At 72.1% G+C, this 18,441-nt stretch carries 18 protein-coding genes and 1 pseudogene; 15 read left to right on the plus strand and 4 right to left on the minus strand.

Annotated elements, in window-relative coordinates:
• Positions 1-54: 54 nt before the first annotated feature.
• From AC3CH1_RS12935 to AC3CH1_RS12975, 9 genes and pseudogenes are all read left to right on the plus strand, one after another.
• Complete coding sequence (locus AC3CH1_RS12935) at positions 55-1,317, plus strand: ATP-binding protein (RefSeq protein WP_488463037.1); 1,263 nt, start codon at positions 55-57, stop codon at positions 1,315-1,317.
• Positions 1,314-1,718 (plus strand): roadblock/LC7 domain-containing protein, encoded by a 405-nt coding sequence (locus AC3CH1_RS12940; RefSeq protein ID WP_007452160.1) that lies wholly within the window; start codon positions 1,314-1,316, stop codon positions 1,716-1,718. The genes AC3CH1_RS12935 and AC3CH1_RS12940 overlap by 4 nt, the downstream gene beginning before the upstream one ends.
• Positions 1,715-2,089 carry a DUF742 domain-containing protein gene (locus AC3CH1_RS12945; RefSeq protein ID WP_018960847.1) on the plus strand — a complete coding sequence of 125 codons (375 nt, stop codon included), beginning with the start codon at positions 1,715-1,717 and terminating at the stop codon, positions 2,087-2,089. The genes AC3CH1_RS12940 and AC3CH1_RS12945 overlap by 4 nt, the downstream gene beginning before the upstream one ends.
• The gene (locus tag AC3CH1_RS12950) at positions 2,064-2,654 is read left to right on the plus strand and encodes a GTP-binding protein (protein ID WP_488463038.1); all 591 of its coding nucleotides are present in this window, start codon (positions 2,064-2,066) and stop codon (positions 2,652-2,654) included. The genes AC3CH1_RS12945 and AC3CH1_RS12950 overlap by 26 nt, the downstream gene beginning before the upstream one ends.
• A 64-nt stretch (positions 2,655-2,718) precedes the next feature.
• Positions 2,719-4,129 (plus strand): annotated as a pseudogene (locus AC3CH1_RS12955) (cytochrome P450 family protein).
• Between the two features lie 270 nt (positions 4,130-4,399).
• Complete coding sequence (locus AC3CH1_RS12960; protein WP_488463490.1) at positions 4,400-5,527, plus strand: cytochrome P450; 1,128 nt, start codon at positions 4,400-4,402, stop codon at positions 5,525-5,527.
• Positions 5,524-6,351, plus strand: coding sequence for an enoyl-CoA hydratase/isomerase family protein (locus AC3CH1_RS12965; RefSeq protein ID WP_488463039.1), 828 nt, complete (start codon positions 5,524-5,526; stop codon positions 6,349-6,351). The genes AC3CH1_RS12960 and AC3CH1_RS12965 overlap by 4 nt, the downstream gene beginning before the upstream one ends.
• Positions 6,352-6,375: 24 nt before the next feature.
• The gene (locus tag AC3CH1_RS12970) at positions 6,376-7,350 is read left to right on the plus strand and encodes a TerC family protein (protein ID WP_488463040.1); all 975 of its coding nucleotides are present in this window, start codon (positions 6,376-6,378) and stop codon (positions 7,348-7,350) included.
• A gap of 120 nt (positions 7,351-7,470) precedes the next feature.
• Positions 7,471-7,674, plus strand: coding sequence for a hypothetical protein (locus tag AC3CH1_RS12975; RefSeq protein WP_488463041.1), 204 nt, complete (start codon positions 7,471-7,473; stop codon positions 7,672-7,674).
• A 19-nt stretch (positions 7,675-7,693) separates the two neighbouring features.
• Here AC3CH1_RS12975 and AC3CH1_RS12980 read toward each other — a convergent pair whose 3' ends face one another.
• Positions 7,694-8,287, minus strand: a complete 594-nt coding sequence (locus tag AC3CH1_RS12980; RefSeq protein WP_488463042.1) for a GNAT family N-acetyltransferase — start codon at positions 8,285-8,287, stop codon at positions 7,694-7,696.
• Between the two features lie 180 nt (positions 8,288-8,467).
• On the opposite strand from AC3CH1_RS12980, the gene AC3CH1_RS12985 reads away from it, so the two are divergent.
• From AC3CH1_RS12985 to AC3CH1_RS13005, 5 genes are all read left to right on the plus strand, one after another.
• The gene (locus AC3CH1_RS12985) at positions 8,468-9,268 is read left to right on the plus strand and encodes a VOC family protein (RefSeq protein WP_488463043.1); all 801 of its coding nucleotides are present in this window, start codon (positions 8,468-8,470) and stop codon (positions 9,266-9,268) included.
• 205 nt (positions 9,269-9,473) lie between these two features.
• Complete coding sequence (locus AC3CH1_RS12990) at positions 9,474-9,869, plus strand: TOBE domain-containing protein (protein ID WP_488463044.1); 396 nt, start codon at positions 9,474-9,476, stop codon at positions 9,867-9,869.
• 38 nt (positions 9,870-9,907) lie between these two features.
• Positions 9,908-10,732, plus strand: coding sequence for a molybdate ABC transporter substrate-binding protein (gene modA / locus AC3CH1_RS12995; protein ID WP_488463045.1), 825 nt, complete (start codon positions 9,908-9,910; stop codon positions 10,730-10,732).
• Between the two features lie 76 nt (positions 10,733-10,808).
• On the plus strand, positions 10,809-12,770 hold the full coding sequence (locus tag AC3CH1_RS13000; RefSeq protein WP_488463046.1) for an ABC transporter permease: 1,962 nt from the start codon (positions 10,809-10,811) through the stop codon (positions 12,768-12,770).
• Positions 12,771-12,878: 108 nt separating this feature from the next.
• Positions 12,879-13,244, plus strand: coding sequence for a PH domain-containing protein (locus AC3CH1_RS13005; RefSeq protein ID WP_007447979.1), 366 nt, complete (start codon positions 12,879-12,881; stop codon positions 13,242-13,244).
• A 100-nt stretch (positions 13,245-13,344) separates the two neighbouring features.
• On the opposite strand, the gene AC3CH1_RS13010 is transcribed toward AC3CH1_RS13005, so the two are convergent.
• The 3 genes from AC3CH1_RS13010 to AC3CH1_RS13020 form a co-directional block, all read right to left on the minus strand.
• Positions 13,345-14,115, minus strand: a complete 771-nt coding sequence (locus AC3CH1_RS13010) for a peptidoglycan recognition protein family protein (protein WP_488463047.1) — start codon at positions 14,113-14,115, stop codon at positions 13,345-13,347.
• A gap of 95 nt (positions 14,116-14,210) precedes the next feature.
• Positions 14,211-15,437, minus strand: coding sequence for a cation:proton antiporter (locus AC3CH1_RS13015; RefSeq protein ID WP_488463048.1), 1,227 nt, complete (start codon positions 15,435-15,437; stop codon positions 14,211-14,213).
• Positions 15,438-15,542: 105 nt separating this feature from the next.
• Positions 15,543-17,063 carry an alpha/beta hydrolase gene (locus AC3CH1_RS13020; protein WP_488463049.1) on the minus strand — a complete coding sequence of 507 codons (1,521 nt, stop codon included), beginning with the start codon at positions 17,061-17,063 and terminating at the stop codon, positions 15,543-15,545.
• 262 nt (positions 17,064-17,325) lie between these two features.
• On the opposite strand from AC3CH1_RS13020, the gene AC3CH1_RS13025 reads away from it, so the two are divergent.
• On the plus strand, positions 17,326-18,414 hold the full coding sequence (locus AC3CH1_RS13025; RefSeq protein WP_488463050.1) for an acyltransferase family protein: 1,089 nt from the start codon (positions 17,326-17,328) through the stop codon (positions 18,412-18,414).
• Positions 18,415-18,441: the final 27 nt, after the last annotated feature.

Consider the following 18,441-nt stretch of genomic DNA (forward strand, 5'->3'; position numbering starts at 1 on the left):
TGCCGCCTGACGGGGTGTCAAGCCGTTTCCGCCATGGCACTTGAAGTGAGTCTCATGACATTTCCACAGGGCCCCGTCTTCTGGGCGCTGGTTGTCGTAGCACTGGTCGCCGTGGGTGCCGTTCTGCGGGCTCGCGCGACCAACGTCAAGCTCCGCAGACACCATGCGGAGCTGCGCCAGGAGCGCGACGCGCTCCTGCACCAACGGGACGAACTCCACGTCGTCCACAACGGTCTGCTCCAGCGCCAGTCCACCGAGCTGGCGGAGGTCCGCAAGGACGCCGAGGAGGAGACCAAGGCCGTCCTCAAGGCCGCCGTCCGCACCCTCCAGGGCCTCGCGGACGAACAGCAGGTCGTGATCGAGAAGGCCCAGCGCAAGTACGGCGACGACCCCGGGATCCTCGCCGACCTGATGGCCATGGACCACGCCAACAGCCAGTTCGGCCGACGCGCCCAGGGCATCGCCGTGCTCTGCGGCGGCTGGCTCGGCCGGCGTGAGACCGTGGCCTCCGTCTTCGACGTGGCCCGCAGCGCCCAGGGCCGTATCCGGCACTTCGACCGGGTCCGGGTCAACGGCCAGGTGAACTTCTCCGTGGTCAGCCGGGCCGTCGAACCCGTCGCCGTGGTCCTCGCCGAGCTGCTCGCCAACGCCACGAACTACTCGGCCCCCGGCACCCCGGTCGAGATCAACATCCAGGCCGTGCCGACGGGCGTCTGCCTCATCGTCGACGACGCCGGCCTCGGCATGGGCCAGGAGGAGAAGGACCGCGCGGCGGCACTCCTCTCCCCCCAGGCCGCGATCAGCGTCTCCAGCCTGGGCATCCCGCCGCAGTTCGGGTTCGCCGTCTCCGGGATGCTCGCCGCCCGCTACGGCTTCCGGGTCTCGGTGGACTCCGTTTCCCCCTATGGAGGCGTACGCGCGGTGGTCCTCATCCCCGACGAACTGCTCACCACCGAGGCGCCGCCCACCTCGGCGCCCGTCGAAGCACCCGAAGCGGCGGCCCTTCCCCACCACCCGCCGCAGGTGCAGCAGGCGCGCCAGGCCGACCAGTGGCAGGCCCCGGCTCCGGCGCCCACCCCGCTCTTCCCGCCCGCCCCGCAGCAGCCCGACACCGCCACCCAGCCGCTGGCCCAGATCACCACCACCCCCGGGGGGCTGCCGAAGCGTCGTCGCAAGAGCCCGGTCTCCGCCGTGCCATCGGCGGAACCGCAGCCCGTGCGCAGCAACGAGGAGACCGCCTCCCGACTCGGCGCGTTCCAGCGCGGCACCCGGTCCGGACGCGACACGACGACGACGGAAGGACCCGAGTTCCAGTGAACCCCGATCTGTCCTGGGTGCTCAACGACCTGCTCCAGGTACCCGGCGCCCGGCACGCGATCCTGGTGTCCGCCGACGGTCTCCTGCTCGCCAACTCCAGCGAGATCGGCCGGGACGACGCGGAGACCGTCGCCGCGGCGATGAGCTCCATGCAGTCCCTCAGCCGGGCCGTCGCCCCCTTCATCGGAACCCGGGAGCCGGGCCGCTGGCGGCAGACGCTCCTGGAGTACGAGGACGGCTGGATCTTCCTGATCGCCGCCGGCACCGGCGCCTACCTGGCCGCCACCGCCGCCGCCGACGTGGACATGGAGGCGATGTCCTTCCGGATGCAGCAGCAGGTCACCGCACTGGGGAAGGCGATGACCACACCGCCCCGCCAGAACGCGAGCAGCGAGATATGACGGCGCCGGGCGAGGAGCAGCAGGTCAGCAGCGGGTTCGTCCGGTCCTACGTCATCACCGGCGGACGGGGGCTGCCCGACGCGGACGACCTCTCCCTGGTCACCCTGGTCACCCTCGCACCCGACCGCCAGCCGCCGCCGAACCCGAGCCCCGAGGTCAAGGCGATCTGGGAGCTGTGCTCCGGCGGCTATCTGTCGGTGGCGGAGGTCGCCGGCCACCTCGGCCTGCCGGTCGGGGTGGCCCGTCTCCTGCTCCAGGATTTAAACCAGCAGGGACATCTGCTGCGCCGGAAGGCGCCGCCGCCGGCCCAGCTCGTTGACAGGAAGATCCTCGAAGAGGTGTTGCATGGACTCCAAGTCCGGTTCGGCTGAGAGCATCTATGTGCCGGACGCGGTGCAGCGCGCGGCGAAGATCCTCGTCGTCGGGCACTTCGCCGTGGGCAAGACGACGCTGATCGGCACACTGTCCGAGATCACCCCGCTGCGCACCGAGGAGCGGATGACCCAGGCCGCGGCCCAGGTCGACGATCTGCGCGGCGCCCCCGACAAGAAGACGACGACGGTCGCCCTGGACTTCGGGCGCCTGACGCTCAGCGACGAACTGGTGCTGTACCTGTTCGGCACGCCGGGCCAGCAGCGGTTCGTGGAGCTGTGGGAGGACATGGCGCGCGGCTCGCTGGGCGCGCTGCTCCTGGTCGACCCGGCGCGGCTCGCCGACACGTTCCCCGTCATCGACCTGGTCGAGACGTACGGGCTGGAGTACGCGGTCGCCGTCAACAGCTTCGACCCGTACTCGCAGCACGCCGAGAACGAACTGCGCGAGGCGCTCGACCTGCTGCCGGACACCCCGGTCGTCTTCTGCGACGCCCGGGACCAGAACTCCTCCGCGCAGGCCCTGATCATCCTCGTCCGCCACCTTCTCGCGCACGTGGCCTGACCCACCCCAGACGTAACCCGAGCCGGGGCCGACCGGGCCCCGCGATCACACCGAGGAAGCCGACATGGACCCGCAGCCGGGAGCCACCCCGTACAGCGCGCCCGCCGGGTGCCCCATGCACCAGCAGCAGACGTCGCTGTACGGACCGGAGTTCGCCGCCGATCCGCACCGCTTCTACGACGCGTCCCGGGCACACGGCCCCGCCGCGCCCATCGAGCTGGCCCCCGGGGTGGAGGCCACGCTGATCGTGCAGCACGAGGCGGCGCTGCGGGTGCTCCAGAACCCGGCGCTGTTCGCCCGGGACTCGCGGCGCTGGGCCGCGCTGCGCGACGGCGCCGTACCCATGGACAGCCCCGTCCTGCCGATGATGGTGTACCGGCCCAACTGCCTGTTCACCGACGGCGCGGAGCACCTGCGGCTGCGCAAGGCGGTCACCGAGTCGCTGTCCCGGCTCAACAGCTCCAGGCTGAGCCGGGACGTCGAGCGGATCGCCGACTACCTGATCGACCAGTTCATCGAGCGCGGCACCGCCGATCTGCTCAACGAGTACGCCAAGCTCCTGCCGCTGCTGCTGTTCAACCAGCTCTTCGGCTGCCCCGGCGACATCGGCGACCGGCTGACCCGCTCGATGTCCGCCATCTTCGACGGCGAGGACGTGCTCCGCGCCAACGCCGAGCTGACCGAGTGCCTGATGGAGCTGGTCGCCATCAAGCGCCGCCAGCCCGCCGAGGACATCACCTCCTGGCTGATCCAGCACCCGGCGGGGCTGCGGGACGAGGAGTTGAAGGACCAGCTGGTGATGCTGATGGGCGCCGGCGTGGAGCCGGAGCGCAATCTGATCGGCAACGCGCTGCTGCTGATGCTCGCGGGCGACCAGCCGGGCACGCCCGAGCGGCGTGGCTCGGGGCTGCTCGTCGAGGACGCGCTGGACGACGTCCTGTGGAACAACCCGCCGATCGCCAACTACGCGACGCACTACCCGGTGCGGGACATCGAGCTGGACGGGGTCGTGCTCAAGGCGGAGACCCCCGTGCTGATCAGCTTCGCCGCCGCGAACAGCGACCCGGGGCTCACCGACGCCCGCCAGACCCTGAGCAAGGGCGCCCATCTGGCCTGGGGCGCGGGCCCGCACGTGTGCCCGGCCAAGTCCCCCGCGACGCTGATCGCGCTGACCGCGATCGAGAAGATCCTCAACACCGTCCCCGACCTCGCCCTGGCCGTGCCCGCCTCGGGTGTGGCGTGGCGGCCCGGCCCGTTCCACCGGGCCCTGGTCGCGCTGCCCGTACGGTTCACCCCGACGGCCGCGCGGCGTGCGGGGACCGGGGCACAGCCCCCGGCCCCGACCTCGGCCCAGCTGCCCGACCCGTTCCGGACCACCCCCTCCGCCCCCTCCGTGACGCCCCGTCACGCCGGGGGAGCCGGCCAAGAAGCAGAAGGGCTGGTGGAGTTCGTTCCTCGACGTGTTCCGCGTATGACCCAGGGGCCGACAATTCGCATATGACAACGGGCATTTAGTGACGATTGCATGTGACGGGGGCAACAAAGAACGATGCTTGGCGTCGATATCCGGAGGGGTAGGTTCAGTGCGGTAACCACGGGCCTAGGTCGAGGAACTCTGCGTGAGCATCACTGGCGGTACAACCAGGACGCCCGACGGACGGCGCGCGGTCATCGGTCTGCTCCGCAGACTCAGTTCCCCGGAAGGACAGGCCGAGCCCTACGGAATACTCTCGGAGCTCCGGGCGATGGGTGACGTCGTCCGCGCTCCGTGGAACGGGTATTTCGTCACCGGCTTCGACGCCTGCAGCCAGGTGCTCCGGGGCCGCAACTGGCTCGCCCCGGATCTCGCCTGGCAGCAGCGGCAGGACGACTCCAAGCAGTGGGACGCGATAGCGACCCGGGAGATGACCACCACGCTCGCCCGGCTCAACGCCCCCGAGCACACCTGCCAGCGCCGCTCCCTGGGCAATCTCTTCGACCGCTCCACCATCGAACGCCTCACCCCCGACGTCGAGCGCGACGCCGACCGGCTGCTGGACGAGCTGGCGGAGAAGCTCCGCTGGGGCGAGGCGGACTTCGTCTCCACCGTCAGCGAGCAGCTGCCGGTCATGACCGTCGGCTCCTGGCTGGGCATCCCGCGCGAGGACTACCCGGACATCCTGGAGATCACCCACAACCAGGTGTTCGCCCAGGAACTGCTCCCCACCAAGTCGCAGCTCGCCGTCTCCGAGGAGGCGACCATGCGGCTGCGGGCCTACTTCACCGGCCTGGTCGCCCGGCGCCGGGCGGAGCCCCGCCACGACGTGCTGACCGGCTGGATCCACACCTGGGACGCGATGGAGCCGGACCGGGAGCGGGCGGACGAGATCCTCTACCGGCTCACGATGTTCGTCACCATCGCCTCGCTGGAGACCACCGCGACGCTGCTGACCTCGATGACCTCCCTGCTGACCGAGCCCGGCCGGTGGGCGTGGCTGCGGAAGTACCCGGAGCACATCGACGCGGCCGTCGACGAGGTGCTGCGCCACGACCCGCCCATCCACATCAACACCCGGATCGCCGCCGAGGACACCGTCCTGGCCGGGGTCCCGATCAAGAAGGACAGCATGATCCACGTCCTGTACGGCGCGGCCAACCACGATCCGCGGCGGAACCCGGACCCGGGCGCCTTCGACATCCTGCGCGGCGGCAGCCACCTCACGTTCGGCGGCGGGGTGCACTACTGCCTGGGCGCGGCGCTGGCCAAGCTGGAGGCGCGGACGCTGCTGGCGCGGATGCTGGATCGTTTCCCCACCCTGCACACCGTCTCGCGGCCGGTGTACGCCTCCCGGATGGTCTTCAGACGGATCACCTCCCTGGGCGTGGCCCTGTGAAGCTCTCGCTCCCCGAATTCCTCACCCCGGCCGGCCGCTCGGAGGACCGCCCGCCGACGGTACGCGCCCGGCGCGAGGGGCCCGTCCTGTACGTGGAGCTGCACGCGCCGGAAAGCGGCAACGCGGTGACCGAGGCGATGCTCGACGAGCTGCTGGACGTCGTCGCCGCCCCGGACCCCGAGGTGCGGGTGCTGGTGCTCAGCGGCGCGGGGGACGACTTCTGCCTGGGCGGGGACCGCACCGAGTTCGCCGAGTGGCTGGCGGAGGACCCCACCGGCCGGGGCATCCGGGTCGCCGGGGAGAAGGCCCGCCGGGTCTGCGAGGCGATCTCCGGCGGCCGGGCGGTGACCATCGCCCGGGTGCAGGGCAGGGCGGTCGGCGCCGGGTTCGCGCTGGCCCTCGCCTGCGATCTGCGGGTCGGCGCGGACACCGCCGCCTTCCGGCTGCCGGAGCTGGCGCTCGGGCTGCCGACCGCCTGGGGCGGGCTGCTGCCCCGGCTGATCCACGAGGTGGGCGCGGCCCGGGTCCGCGAGCTGATCCTCACCGGCCGGGCCTTCGACGCCGCCGAGGCGCACCAGCTGTCGGTGCTCCAGCGGGTGGTGCCCGAGGCGGAGCTGGACGCCGCGGTCGCCGCCTGGGCCAAGCCGGTGGTCCGCCGCCCGGAGGCCGCGCTGCGGGTCACCAAGGCGCTGCTGAACTCCTACGCCGCCGCCACCCGGCTGGCCGACCCCTCGTTCCTCGACGCGGAGCTGATGGCCTCGGTCGCGGCAGCCACCCGGCGCTCTCCGGCAGGCGGCGACGGGGCGGGCGGGGCACACTCGTAAAAACCCGAGTGGGAGGTCTCCGGCGTGGACGTACCGGTGTGGCTCTGGATCGTGTTCGCCGTGACCGTCGTCGTCTCGTTGGCGGTCGACCTGTTGGCGCACCGCAAGGCGCATGTCATCGGCTTCAAGGAGGCCGGGCTGTGGAGCGCTCTGTGGGTGAGCCTCGCGCTGATCTTCGGTGCGGTCGTCTTCGTGACGCTCGGGAGCACCGCCGGAACGGAGTACACGACCGCCTGGCTGCTGGAGAAGAGCCTCTCGGTCGACAACCTCTTCGTCTTCGCGCTGATCTTCGCGTATTTCAAGGTGCCCCGGGAGTACCAGCACCGGGTGCTCTTCTTCGGCGTCATCGGCGCACTGGTGTTCCGCGCGGTGTTCCTGACCCTCGGCGTCGCGGTGGTCAACCGCTTCACCTTCGTCCTGTTCCTCTTCGCCGCGATCCTTTTCTACAGCAGCTATAAAATCCTCAGCGGCCAGGAGGAGAATTTCGACCCCGGTAAAAGCTTCGCGGTGCGGCTGCTGCGGAAAGTGATGCCGGTCCAGGACCACTATTCCGGGACGCACTTCGTCGTCCGCGAGGAGGGCCGGCGGGTCGCCACCCCGCTGCTCGCGGTGGTCGCCGCGATCGAGGCGGCCGACCTGATCTTCGCGGTCGACAGCGTGCCCGCGGTGCTGGCGGTCAGCGACGACCTCTTCATCGTCTACACCAGCAACGCCTTCGCGATCCTGGGGCTGCGGGCCCTGTACTTCCTGCTGGCGGGGCTGCTGGACCGGTTCCACTACCTGAGCCACGGGCTGGCGATCATCCTCGCCTTCATCGCGGTCAAGCTCATCCTCCAGGCCTCCCACAAGATGATCAGCACCTCGATCCCGGAGATTCCGTCGCCGGTGAGCCTCGCGGTGATCATCCTCATTCTGGCCGTTTCGGTGACCCTGAGCATGCGCCGTCCGGCGAAGAGCGCGGGCTCTGCGGACGCGTCCGACGCCGATACGGACAAGTAGGGTCACGGAAAGCGACGCCGTTCACCTACGACGCGTTCTATTGGCAATGCAGGGCGTCACGCATCGGCAACGCAAAGGGAAAGACTTTCCAAAATCTCCCGCCGCGCCTATCGTAAGTAAATGGCGAACAAAGAGCGTGACACTCGACAGCGGGCCGCTTTCATGTGCCCGACCTGCAAGCAGCCCGTCCCTTCCGAGATCCACCGCCACAAGTCCCTCGGGATCTTCGTCCCCGTCTGGCGCGCGGGCCCCTGCGAGAACCCCGACTGCGTCGAGTACGCCGCGCGGGAACGGCCCGCCCGGCACCGGACCGGCTCCTCCTGACCGGAAAGCCAAGGCCTCCTCAGCCCGCGGCCAAGCGCTCGGTGAGACGCGCCTTCGCCGCCGGCCACTCGTCGGCCAGCAGCGAGAAGTAGACGCTGTCCCGCCAGCTCCCGTCCGGCCGCCGCCGGTGTCTCCGGAGCACCCCCTCACGCCGCGCCCCGAGCCGGGCGATGGCCGCCTGCGAGCGCTCGTTGCGGTGGTCGGTCTTCAGCTGGACGCGCCCCATGCCCAGCTCCTCGAAGGCGTGCGTCAGCAGCAGGAGCTTCGTCTCGGTGTTCACCGCCGAGCGCCAGTGGGCCCGGCCGTACCAGGTCCAGCCGATCTCCAGGCGCTCGTCCGCCACCGCCACGTCCAGATACGTGGTCCAGCCGACGGCCCGCCCGCTCGGACGGTGGACGACGGCGAACGGCACGTACTTCGCGTTGCCCAGCACCCTCTCCATGCGCTCGCGCAGCTCCTCGCGGGTCCGTGGCGCCGGGCCGCCCTGCCAGCGCCACACCTCCTCGTCCCCGCCGCCCGCCGCGAAGAGGTCGTCGAGGTGGCCGAAGGTCAGCGGGACCAGTTCGACGTGCTGCCCGGTCAGCGTCACGGGCCGAGGAGGAAGTGCGGACATGGACCGATCCTATCCTCCCGCCCTCTTCGCACTAGCGCACACCGAATACGCACTAGCGCATAACCGTGCCCGGATCGCCCGACGCGCGGACCGGCCCCCGGCTGACTAGCGTTGCCGGTGCGGGCAGGGGGCCCGTACGGGTGGGGCCGACGACAGGGACTCCAGGGAAGGACCGGCGCCATGGCTGTACAACCCGAGGGCACTCCATGCTGGGCGGACGCCATGTTCGCCGACGTCGAGGGTGCCAAGAGCTTCTACGGTGACGTACTCGGCTGGACGTTCGGCGAGAGTGCGTCGGAGTTCGGCAACTACACCCAGGCGTACGCGGACGGAAAGGCCGCGGCGGCCGTCGTCCCGCCGATGCCGGGCGCGGAGGGCCACTCGGCGTGGTGCCTGTACCTCGCGTCGCCGGACGCGGCGGCCACCGCGGAGAAGGTCCGCGCGAACGGCGGCGAGGTGCTGATGGAGCCGATGCGGGTCGAGGACTTCGGCACGATGGCCCTGGCCCGCGACCCCGGTGGAGCCGTCTTCGGCATCTGGCAGGCCGGCAGCCACGAGGGGTTCGAGACGGAGATGGGCGCTCCCGGCGGGTACTGCTGGGGCGAGGTCTTCACCCGGGACCCGAAGAAGGCGGACGCGTTCTACCCCTCGGTCTTCCCCTACACCGTGCGGAAGTTCGACGACGAGTCGATGGACTTCTCCCTGTTCGACGTCCGGGGGGAGACGGTCCTGGGCCGGATGGCGATGGGCGACGACTTCCCGCCGGAGGTGCCCGCGTACCTGAACGTCTACTTCGCCGTGCCCGACTGCGACGCCGCCGTGGCGAAGGCGACCGAGCGCGGCGGGGTGCTGCGGTCCGGGCCGGAGGACAGCCCGTTCGGCCGGTTCGCGACGCTCAGCGACCCGCAGGGCGCCTGGTTCACCGTGATCGACGTGACCACCACCGAGGGGGAGATGCCGGCGACGAGCCCGGTGACCTGACCCGGGCCGTCACACCGTACGGGCCGCGACCGGGGAACCGGCGCGGCCCGCACGCGCGCCCGGCGGGTCTCGGCGCGCACCCGGGCTCCCCGGATCACGCTCCCCGCACCCACGCCCGTACGTTCCTCCGACACGCCTCGCAGCTGCGATGGATCATCATCCAGAGAATAGTAAATGCCAGCCCATATGGCCTAGCGTGTCGCACATGCAGTCCTACACAATCGGCCAGGCAGCACGACTTCTCGGGGTCAGCCCCGACACCGCACGCCGCTGGGCGGACGCCGGCCGGGTCGCGACCCATCGCGACGAGGCCGGCCGCCGTCTGATCGACGGCCGCGCGCTGGCCGCCTTCTCGATCGAGGTCGGCCAGGGCACGGGCGGCGAGGACGAGGCCACGTACACCTCGGCCCGCAACGCGTTCCCGGGCATCGTCACCGCGGTGAAACTCGGCGACGTCGCGGCCCAGGTCGAGATCCAGGCCGGTCCGCACCGGCTCGTCTCGCTCCTGACCCGGGAGGCGGTGGAGGAGCTGGGTCTCGAGGTCGGCATGCGGGCGACCGCCCGGGTGAAGTCGACCAGCGTGCACATCGACCGCGTCTGAGACCGGCCGACGACGAGAATCCAAGGAGCCCGACCCTCATGTCCCCGCTGATCAACCACCGCCGTGTGGTCAACCGCCGCCGCGCGGCCGCCGCCGTCCTGACCACCGCCCTCCTGATCCCGCTCGCCGCCTGCGGCGACGACTCCGGCTCGGCCGAGGGCGAGGGCAACGGCTCGGCAGCCGCGACGGGCGCCCCGAAGGCCGACCTGACCGTGCTGGCCGCCTCCTCCCTGACGGACGTCTTCGAGGCGGCGGGGGCCGCGTACGAGAAGGAGAACCCGGGCACGAAGGTGACGTTCTCCTTCGCCGGCTCCCAGGAACTGGCCGCCCAGGTCAAGCAGGGCGCCCCCGCCGACGCGCTGGTCACCGCCGACACGAAGACGATGGACGGCCTCGTGGGCGACACCGGGAAGCCGACCGTCATCGCCAAGAACCGCCTGGTCATCGCCGTCGGCGAGGGCAACCCGGAGAAGGTCGAAAGCCTGAAGGACCTCTCCGACCCGAAGCTGAAGGTCGTCCTGGCCGCCCCCGAGGTGCCGGTGGGCCGCTACAGCGAACAGATCCTCGACGCGCAGAAGGTCGAGGTGAAGCCGGTCTCCCAGGAGCCCAACGTCCGCGCGGTCCTGTCCAAGGTCTCGCTCGGCGAGGCCGACGCCGGCCTCATCTACAGGACCGACGCCGCGACCGCCACCGACAAGGTCGACGCGATCGAGATCCCGGACGGGCAGAACGCCATCGCCTCGTATCCGGCCGCCACACTGAAGACGTCGGAGCACAGCGACGCCGCCGCCGCGTTCGTCGCTTGGCTCTCCACCCCCGCCGCGCAGAAGATCTTCGAGGGAGCGGGCTTCCAGCAGCCGTGACCGCACCCCGCCCGGCAGCCCCGTACCGTCCGCCAGGGTTGCCGGGCACTCCACGCCCAGCCCACGAGGTCACCCGATGAAACGTCCTGGCCGCCGCCGCACCGCAGGGGCCCGCGCACCCCTGCTGCTGACGGTGCCCGCCCTGCTGGCCGTGGCGTTCCTGATGCTGCCGCTCGCAGGGATCCTGGTCCGCACCTCCTGGGGCGAGCTCGGCGCCCACCTCACCGCCGAAGCCGCCACCGAGGCGCTGCGGCTCTCCCTGCTGGTCTCCCTGTGGGCGCTCGGGCTCTCCCTGCTGCTCGGGGTGCCGCTGGCCTGGCTGCTGGCCCGGGTGCCGTTCCCCGGCAAGGCGTTCGTCCGCTCGCTGGTGCTGCTGCCGATGGTCCTGCCGCCCACGGTCGGCGGCGTCGCCCTCCTGCTGGCGTTCGGGCGGCGTGGGCTGCTCGGCCCCTGGCTGGAGGACACCTTCGGCGTCACGCTCCCCTTCCACACCTCGGGGGCCGTGCTGGCGGCGACGTTCGTCGCGATGCCGTTCCTGGTCATCTCGCTGGAGGGCGCGCTCGGCGGCCTGCGTCCCCGGTACGAGGAGACCGCGGCCTCGCTGGGGGCCTCGCCCGTCCGGGTGTTCCTCACCGTGACGCTGCCGATGGTCGCCCCCGGGCTGATCGCCGGAGCCGCCCTGACCTGGGCGCGGGCGCTCGGCGAGTTCGGCGCGACCATCACCTTCGCCGGGAACCTCCCCGGCACCACGCAGACCCTGCCGCTCCAGGTCTATCTGCTGCTCCAGGACTCGCCGGAGGCCGCCACCTCGGTGTCCCTGCTGCTCCTGGCCATCGCGATGATCGTCCTGATCGCGCTGCGGGGCCGCTGGACCGGCTCCCCGGGCCATCACCGGGACCCCGCGAGCCGGGCGGCGGCGGCCCGCCCGGAGGAACCGGTGGCCACGGCCCCGGGCCCGCCCCCCGGGCCCGCCGCCGACCCGCCGCCGAGGATCGCGCCGGAGCCCTGGCCGCTGCACGCCGACGTCACCGGCTTCACGCACCTCACGCTGGACGCCCCGGGCTCCACCACCATCGCGGTGGTCGGCCCCAACGGCGCGGGCAAGACGACGCTCCTGCGGGCCCTCCTCGGCCTCACGCCCCGCGCGCACGCCGCCCTGCGCCTCGGCGACAGCGACGTCACCGCACTCCCCCCGCACCGCCGGGGCGTCGCCTGGGTCCCCCAGGACGGGGCGCTCTTCCCGCACCTGAGCGCCCTGGCCAACACGGCGTACGGGCTCCGCGCCCACGGCGCCCCCCGCGCCGCGGCCCGGCGCGAGGCCCAGGGCTGGCTGGACCGGCTCGGGGTGGGCCACCTCGCCCACCGCAGGCCCGCCCAGCTCTCCGGCGGTCAGGCCCAGCGGGTCGCCCTGGCCCGCGCGCTGGCGGCCCGCCCCCGCCTCCTGCTGCTGGACGAACCGCTCGCCGCCCTCGACCAGACCACCCGGGCCCGGGTGCGGCACACCCTGCGCGGCCACCTCGCCGACTTCGGCGGGGTCTGCCTGATCGTCACCCACGACCCGGTCGAGGCGGTCTCGCTGGCCGACCGGGTCCTGGTGCTGGAGGACGGCCGAGTCGTCCAGGACGAGCCGCCCGCCGAGGTCACCCGGCACCCGCGCTCGCCGTGGGTGGCCCGGATGCTGGGCCGCAACGCCTGGCCCGGCACCGCCACCGCAGACGGCCTGGCCCTGGCGGGCGGCGGACACCTCGTGGTCGCCGAACCCCTCCCGGCGGGCACGGAGGCGCTGGCGGTCATCGCGCCGGAAGCCGTCTCCGTACACCGGGAGAGGCCCACCGGCTCCCCCCGCAACGTCTGGCCCGGCACCGTCCGTGAGATCACCTCGGGCGGCAGCCGGCTCCGGCTGCTGATCACCTCGGCCGAGGCCCCGGACCTGGTCGCGGAGATCACCCCGGGGGCCGCCGCCGATCTCGGCATCGCCGACGGGAGCACCGTCTGGACCAGCGTGAAGGCCACCGAGCCGACCATCGTCCCGCTGTAGGGGGAGGTGTCGGCCGGTCCCGTCCGGGAACCAGAACCCCACCGCACACGTACTCCAGTACGACGCGACAGAGAAACACGCGACGAAGCACGGAGAAACGGGGACCTCATGGCACTGTTCGGCAACGCCCACACGATCAATCCGGCCACCGCCCAGCAGGACTACGCGCGGCTGCTCGGACAGGGCGAGCAGGTGCACGCCGCGTTCCTGCTGATCCGCGACACGATCCTGTTCACGGACCGGCGGCTGATCCTCGTCGACAAGCAGGGCATCACCGGCAAGAAGACAGAGTACCACTCCGTCCCGTACCGCAGCATCACGCACTTCTCCGTGGAGACGGCCGGGACGTTCGACCTCGACGCGGAGCTGAAGATCTGGATCTCGGGCAGCGCGACCCCGCTCCAGAAGACGTTCACCAAGGGCGTCGACATCTACGAGGTACAGGCCATACTGACCCAGTTCGTCGCCCGGTAGCCGAGCCATCCGGGCTCGGACGGCTCGGCTCGGACGTAACAGGCTCAGACGCACAGGCTCAGTCGTACGGGCTCAGACGCACAGGCTCAGTCGTACGGGCTCAGACGTAAGGGCGCAGCCGGGCCGACGCCGAGTGTCCCGGGGCGGCGGCTCGCAGCTTCGCGGCGCGCTCCCGCAGCTCGGGCAGCAGCCCGTAGAGCGCGTCGCCGGGGCAGCGGGTCTCGAAGCTGTCGCGGTGCCCGGAGATGACGTGCAGCCGGGCCACCTGGCCCTCGTCGAAGCGGCTCTCGTCGTTCGTCGAGACCAGGTCGACCCTGCCCAGCGGATCCGCCCCGGGCCGCAGTTTCCAGGCGGCCAGCTTCACCAGCGCGTCCATCATCGGCTTCGGGACCTCGGCCCCCGCACCGAAGTCCCCGATCGCCGCGATGCCGACCGTGTCGGTGTTGAACCCCTTGGTGTGGGCGCCGAGCACCGAGCGGCCGACCCCGCCGGCGCGGCCCTCGTAGATGGTGCCGCAGCGGTCGACGAGGAAGTTGTAGCCGATGTCGTCCCAGCCGTCCTGCCGGACGTGGTCGCCCTGGACGCCCCGGATCAGGCCGGGGGCGTCCGCGCAGTCGTAGTCGTTGGGGCTGCCGGTGTGGTGGACGAACACCGCCCGCGCCGCACCCGTGTAGTGCGGCCCCTCCCGGACCAGCTCCTCGTCCGCGTGCCATTCCCGGCGGCTGACGACGGCCGGCTGCGGCAGTCCGCGCGGCGGGCGGGGCCCGGAGGCCAGCTCGGGCCCCGGCGCGCGGAACGCCGGGCCGTCCCCGAACACCAGGAGGGCCAGGGGCACGACCAGAGCGCCCAGGACGATTCGGCGGGACCACATGCACTCCACCCTGCGGTCCGGCCTCCGGCTTCGCAGAGGAGCGGGCCGTTCGGGTGACAGGTCACCGGCGTTGGCGCTTCATCCAAAACGAGGCCTCACCAGGCCTCACCGGTCTCCGCCGTCCGGCCCGGCACGACCCTGCCCCCGTCGCCCTCCTCCCGGCGCAGCAGCCGGAACGCCAGCAGCGGGAACACCAGAACCGACACCATCGCGGCGGCCACCAGGGCGGCGGCCTCGCCCGCCCCGATCACCTTCTCGTCCAGGCCGATCGCGGTGATCGCGACCACCAGCGGCAGACAGGTGGACGCGAACAGCCCGAGCGCGGACCGCGAGGCGCGCCCCTTCAGGTCGCGCGGGGCCAGCAGATACGCCGGAACCCCGCGCACCAGCAGGAACAACAGCAGGAAGACCGGCAGGAGCAGCAGCGGGCGCCCGCCGTCCAGGAGCGCCGCGAGGTCGAAGTCGATGCCCGTGACGATGTAGAAGAACGGCACGAGGAAGCCGAATCCGATCGCCTCGATTCGCTCCAGGATCTCCCCGCTGCGCCCGGGCACCGCCCCCTGGAGGACGAGCCGGGTCAGCATCCCGGCGGCGAACGCGCCGAGCAGGGTGTCCAGGCCGAAGACGTGGGCCAGACCCAGCATCCCGGCGAGCAGCAGCATCACGAAGCGGACCGCGAACTGACCGCTGGAGTGCAGGGTCACGGCGATGAGCCGGGCGAACCACGGCGGCCGGGGCCGCATCGCCCAGAACACCGCGCCCGCCGTGACGACCGCGAACACGGCCAGCACCGCACCCGCCGCCCCCGGGCTCCGGCCGCTGAACAGCAGGGCCATCGCGATGATCGGCCCGAACTCCCCGACCGACCCGAACGCCATCACCACCGACCCGAACCGTCCCTCCAGCCGCCCCGAGTCCCGCAGGATCGGCAACACCGCGCCCAGCGCCGTACTGGTCAGCGCGGTGCCGATGACCAGGCTCTTCGCCAGGTCCACCCCGCTGAGCAGCAGCGCGACGCCGAGCCCTGCGGCGAACGAGAGGACCCACGCCCCGCCGGCCCGGCGCAGGGTGGAGCCACGAACCTCGGCGAACCGGATCTCGTAGCCCGCCAGGAAGATCAGCATCGAGAGCCCGAGGTCGGCCAGGGTGTCGATGACCTGGTCGTGGTGGGCCCAGCCGAGCACGTCCGGCCCGGCCAGGACACCGAGCACGATCTCGAAGATGACGACGGGGACCGGCAGCCACCTCCCGGTCGCGTAACCGAGCAGCGGGGCGAGAACCGCCAGGGCCATGATCAGGACGAGGGTCCCGGGGTGCTCCATCGCTCGTGTATAGCAAGGAACACCCCGGAATCAGCCGCTATGACACCCTTCGTCCCCGCTCTGCTCCCCCGCGACCCGGGGCGGGCACCTCCCCAGGACATCGGTTCAGTTCGGGCAGTGGACGTCCCGGGCCGGCCGCTTCCCGGTCACCAGGAAGTCGCTGACCGCCCGGTCGCCGCAGGCGTTGCCGTTGCCCAGGTACATCCCGTGCCCGCCCTGTCCGACGGTGACCATCCTGGCCCGCTCGCCGAGCGCCGCCCGCATCTTCAGGGCCCCGGCCAAGGGCGTGGCCGGGTCGCGCAGGCTCTGGATCATCAGGACGTTCGAGGGGCCCTCGTCGGTTATCCGGGTGGGCCGCGGCTCCTCGTCGTGCTTCCAGTAGGCGCACGGAGTGACGTTCCTGGGCATCCCGGCCGTCAGCGGATGGCGCACCCGGTCGGCGGCGACCCGGCGGGCGTACCCGGAGCCCGGCCCCGGCCAGCGCACGTCGTTGCAGATCACCGCCATCGCCAGCGCCGCGTCCTCGTCCGGCATCGCGCCCGCGAGCTCCGGCGGCAGCACGGGACGGGCCTCCGGGTCGTGCGCCGACCGGATCAGCCGGGCCAGCGGGGCGAACGCCGCATCGCTGTACAGGGCGTTCTGGAGGGCCTGCCGCAGCCGGTTCCCGGTCAGCGGGACGCCGGGGGTCTTCGACTCCTTCGGGTCACGGTCCAGCTCCCGGGCCAGGGCGACGAACAGCGGCTCCACGTCCTCGGCGCGCCGGGCCAGCCGGAGCCCCTCGGCCTCCCGGGCCGGGTCCGCCGCCCACGCCGCGAAGTCGGGGAAGCGCACGGCGGCGGCCGGAGCCATGTTGGACAGCCAGCCGTACGCCACCCGCGCCGGGTCCGGGTCGCCGGTGCTGTCCAGGACCAGCCGGTCGACGCGGAGCGGGTGCTCCTGCGCGTACACGGCGCCGACGTAACTGCCGTACGAGGAGCCCCAGACGGACACCTTCCGCTCGCCCAGGGCGGCGCGCAGCCGGTCGATGTCGCGGACCTCGTTCCGCGTGGTGAAGGACCGCAGTTCCGGGCCGCCGTTGCGGGCGCAGGCCGCCGCGGAGCGACGGGCGCGTTCGTCGTTCTCCGCGATCGAGCCGTCGGCCGCGGGCCAGGAGCGCAGCGTCACCAGGTGCCGGTCCGCCTCCGGGATCCCGCAGCCCGCCCGGATGGACCGGCCGACCCCGCGCGGGTCCAGGCTGATCAGGTCGTACGCCCCCTCGGTCGCCGCCCGCAACGCCTCGCCCTTCTGCGCGAGGCGCTGGACCCCCGAGGAGCCGGGGCCGCCGGGGATCACCGCCAGCACCCCGCGCCGGGCCTCGGGCCGGTCGGTGCGCAGCCGGGTGACCGCCACGTCGACGGTGCGCCCGCCGGGAACGCGGTAGTCCAGGGGGACGCGGAGCGTCGCGCACTGCTGCCCGTCGGGGACGGGCGTCCCCGGAATCGGGTCGCAGGCACCCCAGCTGAGCGGGGGCGTGGCGGGGCCCGCCGGACGACTGTGCGCCACGGGCGCGCCGACGGCGGTCAGCGTGCCGGCCGCGGCGGCGGCGGAGACGGTGAGGAGTAAGGCCTTTCGGGTCCAAGTGGTCATGGAACCAGCTTTGTCGAGCCGGGACGCCCTGCCCATACGGGAGCCCGGTGGACCGAGGTGGGGACACCCCCAGGACCCATCCCAGGACCACCCCCAGGTCCCGCCCCCCGAGCAGCCCCCGGGCAGCCCCCGGGCAGCCCCCTGGGCCCCATCCTGCTGCACCTGGTCGCCGTGGGCAGCGCGGAGCCGTCCGAACTGCCGATCGGGAGTGACGCACACCACAGGGGCCGGAGGGAACGCCTCCGCGTTCTAGGGTGTCAGGATGTCCTCCCCCCTCACCTCCGAGCAGCCGCGCCCCACCGCCGCCGCCGGCGCCCCGGCGACCGGAACGCCACCGCCCGACGGCGGCCGCGACCACTTCTTCGACAACGCGAAGTACCTGGCGATCGTCCTGGTGGCGGTCGGACACGCGTGGGAGCCCCTGCCCCCCGGCCGCCTCGTGGAAGCGGCGTACACCTTCGTCTACACGTTCCACATGCCGGTGTTCATCCTGATAGCGGGCTATTTCTCACGGAGCTTCGAACTGCGGCCCAACCGGGTGTGGAAACTGGTCACCGGCCTGCTGGTGCCCTACATCCTGCTCGAAATCCTCTACACGCTCTTCCACCGGGCCACCCGCGACCCGGAGTTCGCCCTCTCGCTGCTGGAGCCCTACTGGCTGCTGTGGTTCCTGCCCGCCCTCTTCCTCTGGCGGCTGTCCACCCCGCTCTGGCAGACCGTGCGCTTCCCCGTGCTGGTCTCCCTCGCCATCGCCGCCCTGGCGACGGTGTCACCGGCCGCCGACGGAAGCCTCCAGATCCAGCGCATCCTGCAGTTCCTGCCGTGCTACGTACTAGGCCTGCGGCTGCGCCCGGAGCACTTCACGGCTCTCCGCTCCACCTGGGTGCGGGTCGTCTCGGTGCCGGTCTTCGTGGCCGGGATGCTGCTGGCGTACTGGCTGGTGCCCCGGACGTCGACCTCGTGGTTCTTCCGGAAGAACAGCACCGAGGAGCTCAGCGTCTCCGAGTGGACGGGCCCGACCGCCACGCTCCTGCTGTTCGCGGCCGCGATCGTGCTGGGCGCGTGCTTCCTCGCCTGGGTGCCCAAGGGCCGCGGCTGGATGACCACGCTCGGCACCTGCACGCTGTACGGGTACCTGCTCCACGGCTTCGTCGTCCGGGGCCTGCGGTACGGCGGCTTCTACGACGACCCGTTCTTCGACACCACGCTGGGCACGGTCGCCGTCACCCTGGGCGCGGTGGTCATCATGACCCTGCTCTGCACGCCCCCGGTCCGGTGGCTGCTGCGTCCGCTCCTGGAGCCGCGCATGGAGTGGGCCCGGCAGAGACCACCGGCCGCCCGCGCGTCCTGAGACGCCGAACGGCCGGGAGCGGGGGAA

This window comes from Streptomyces sp. MGP-P1 (genome assembly GCF_057766565.1).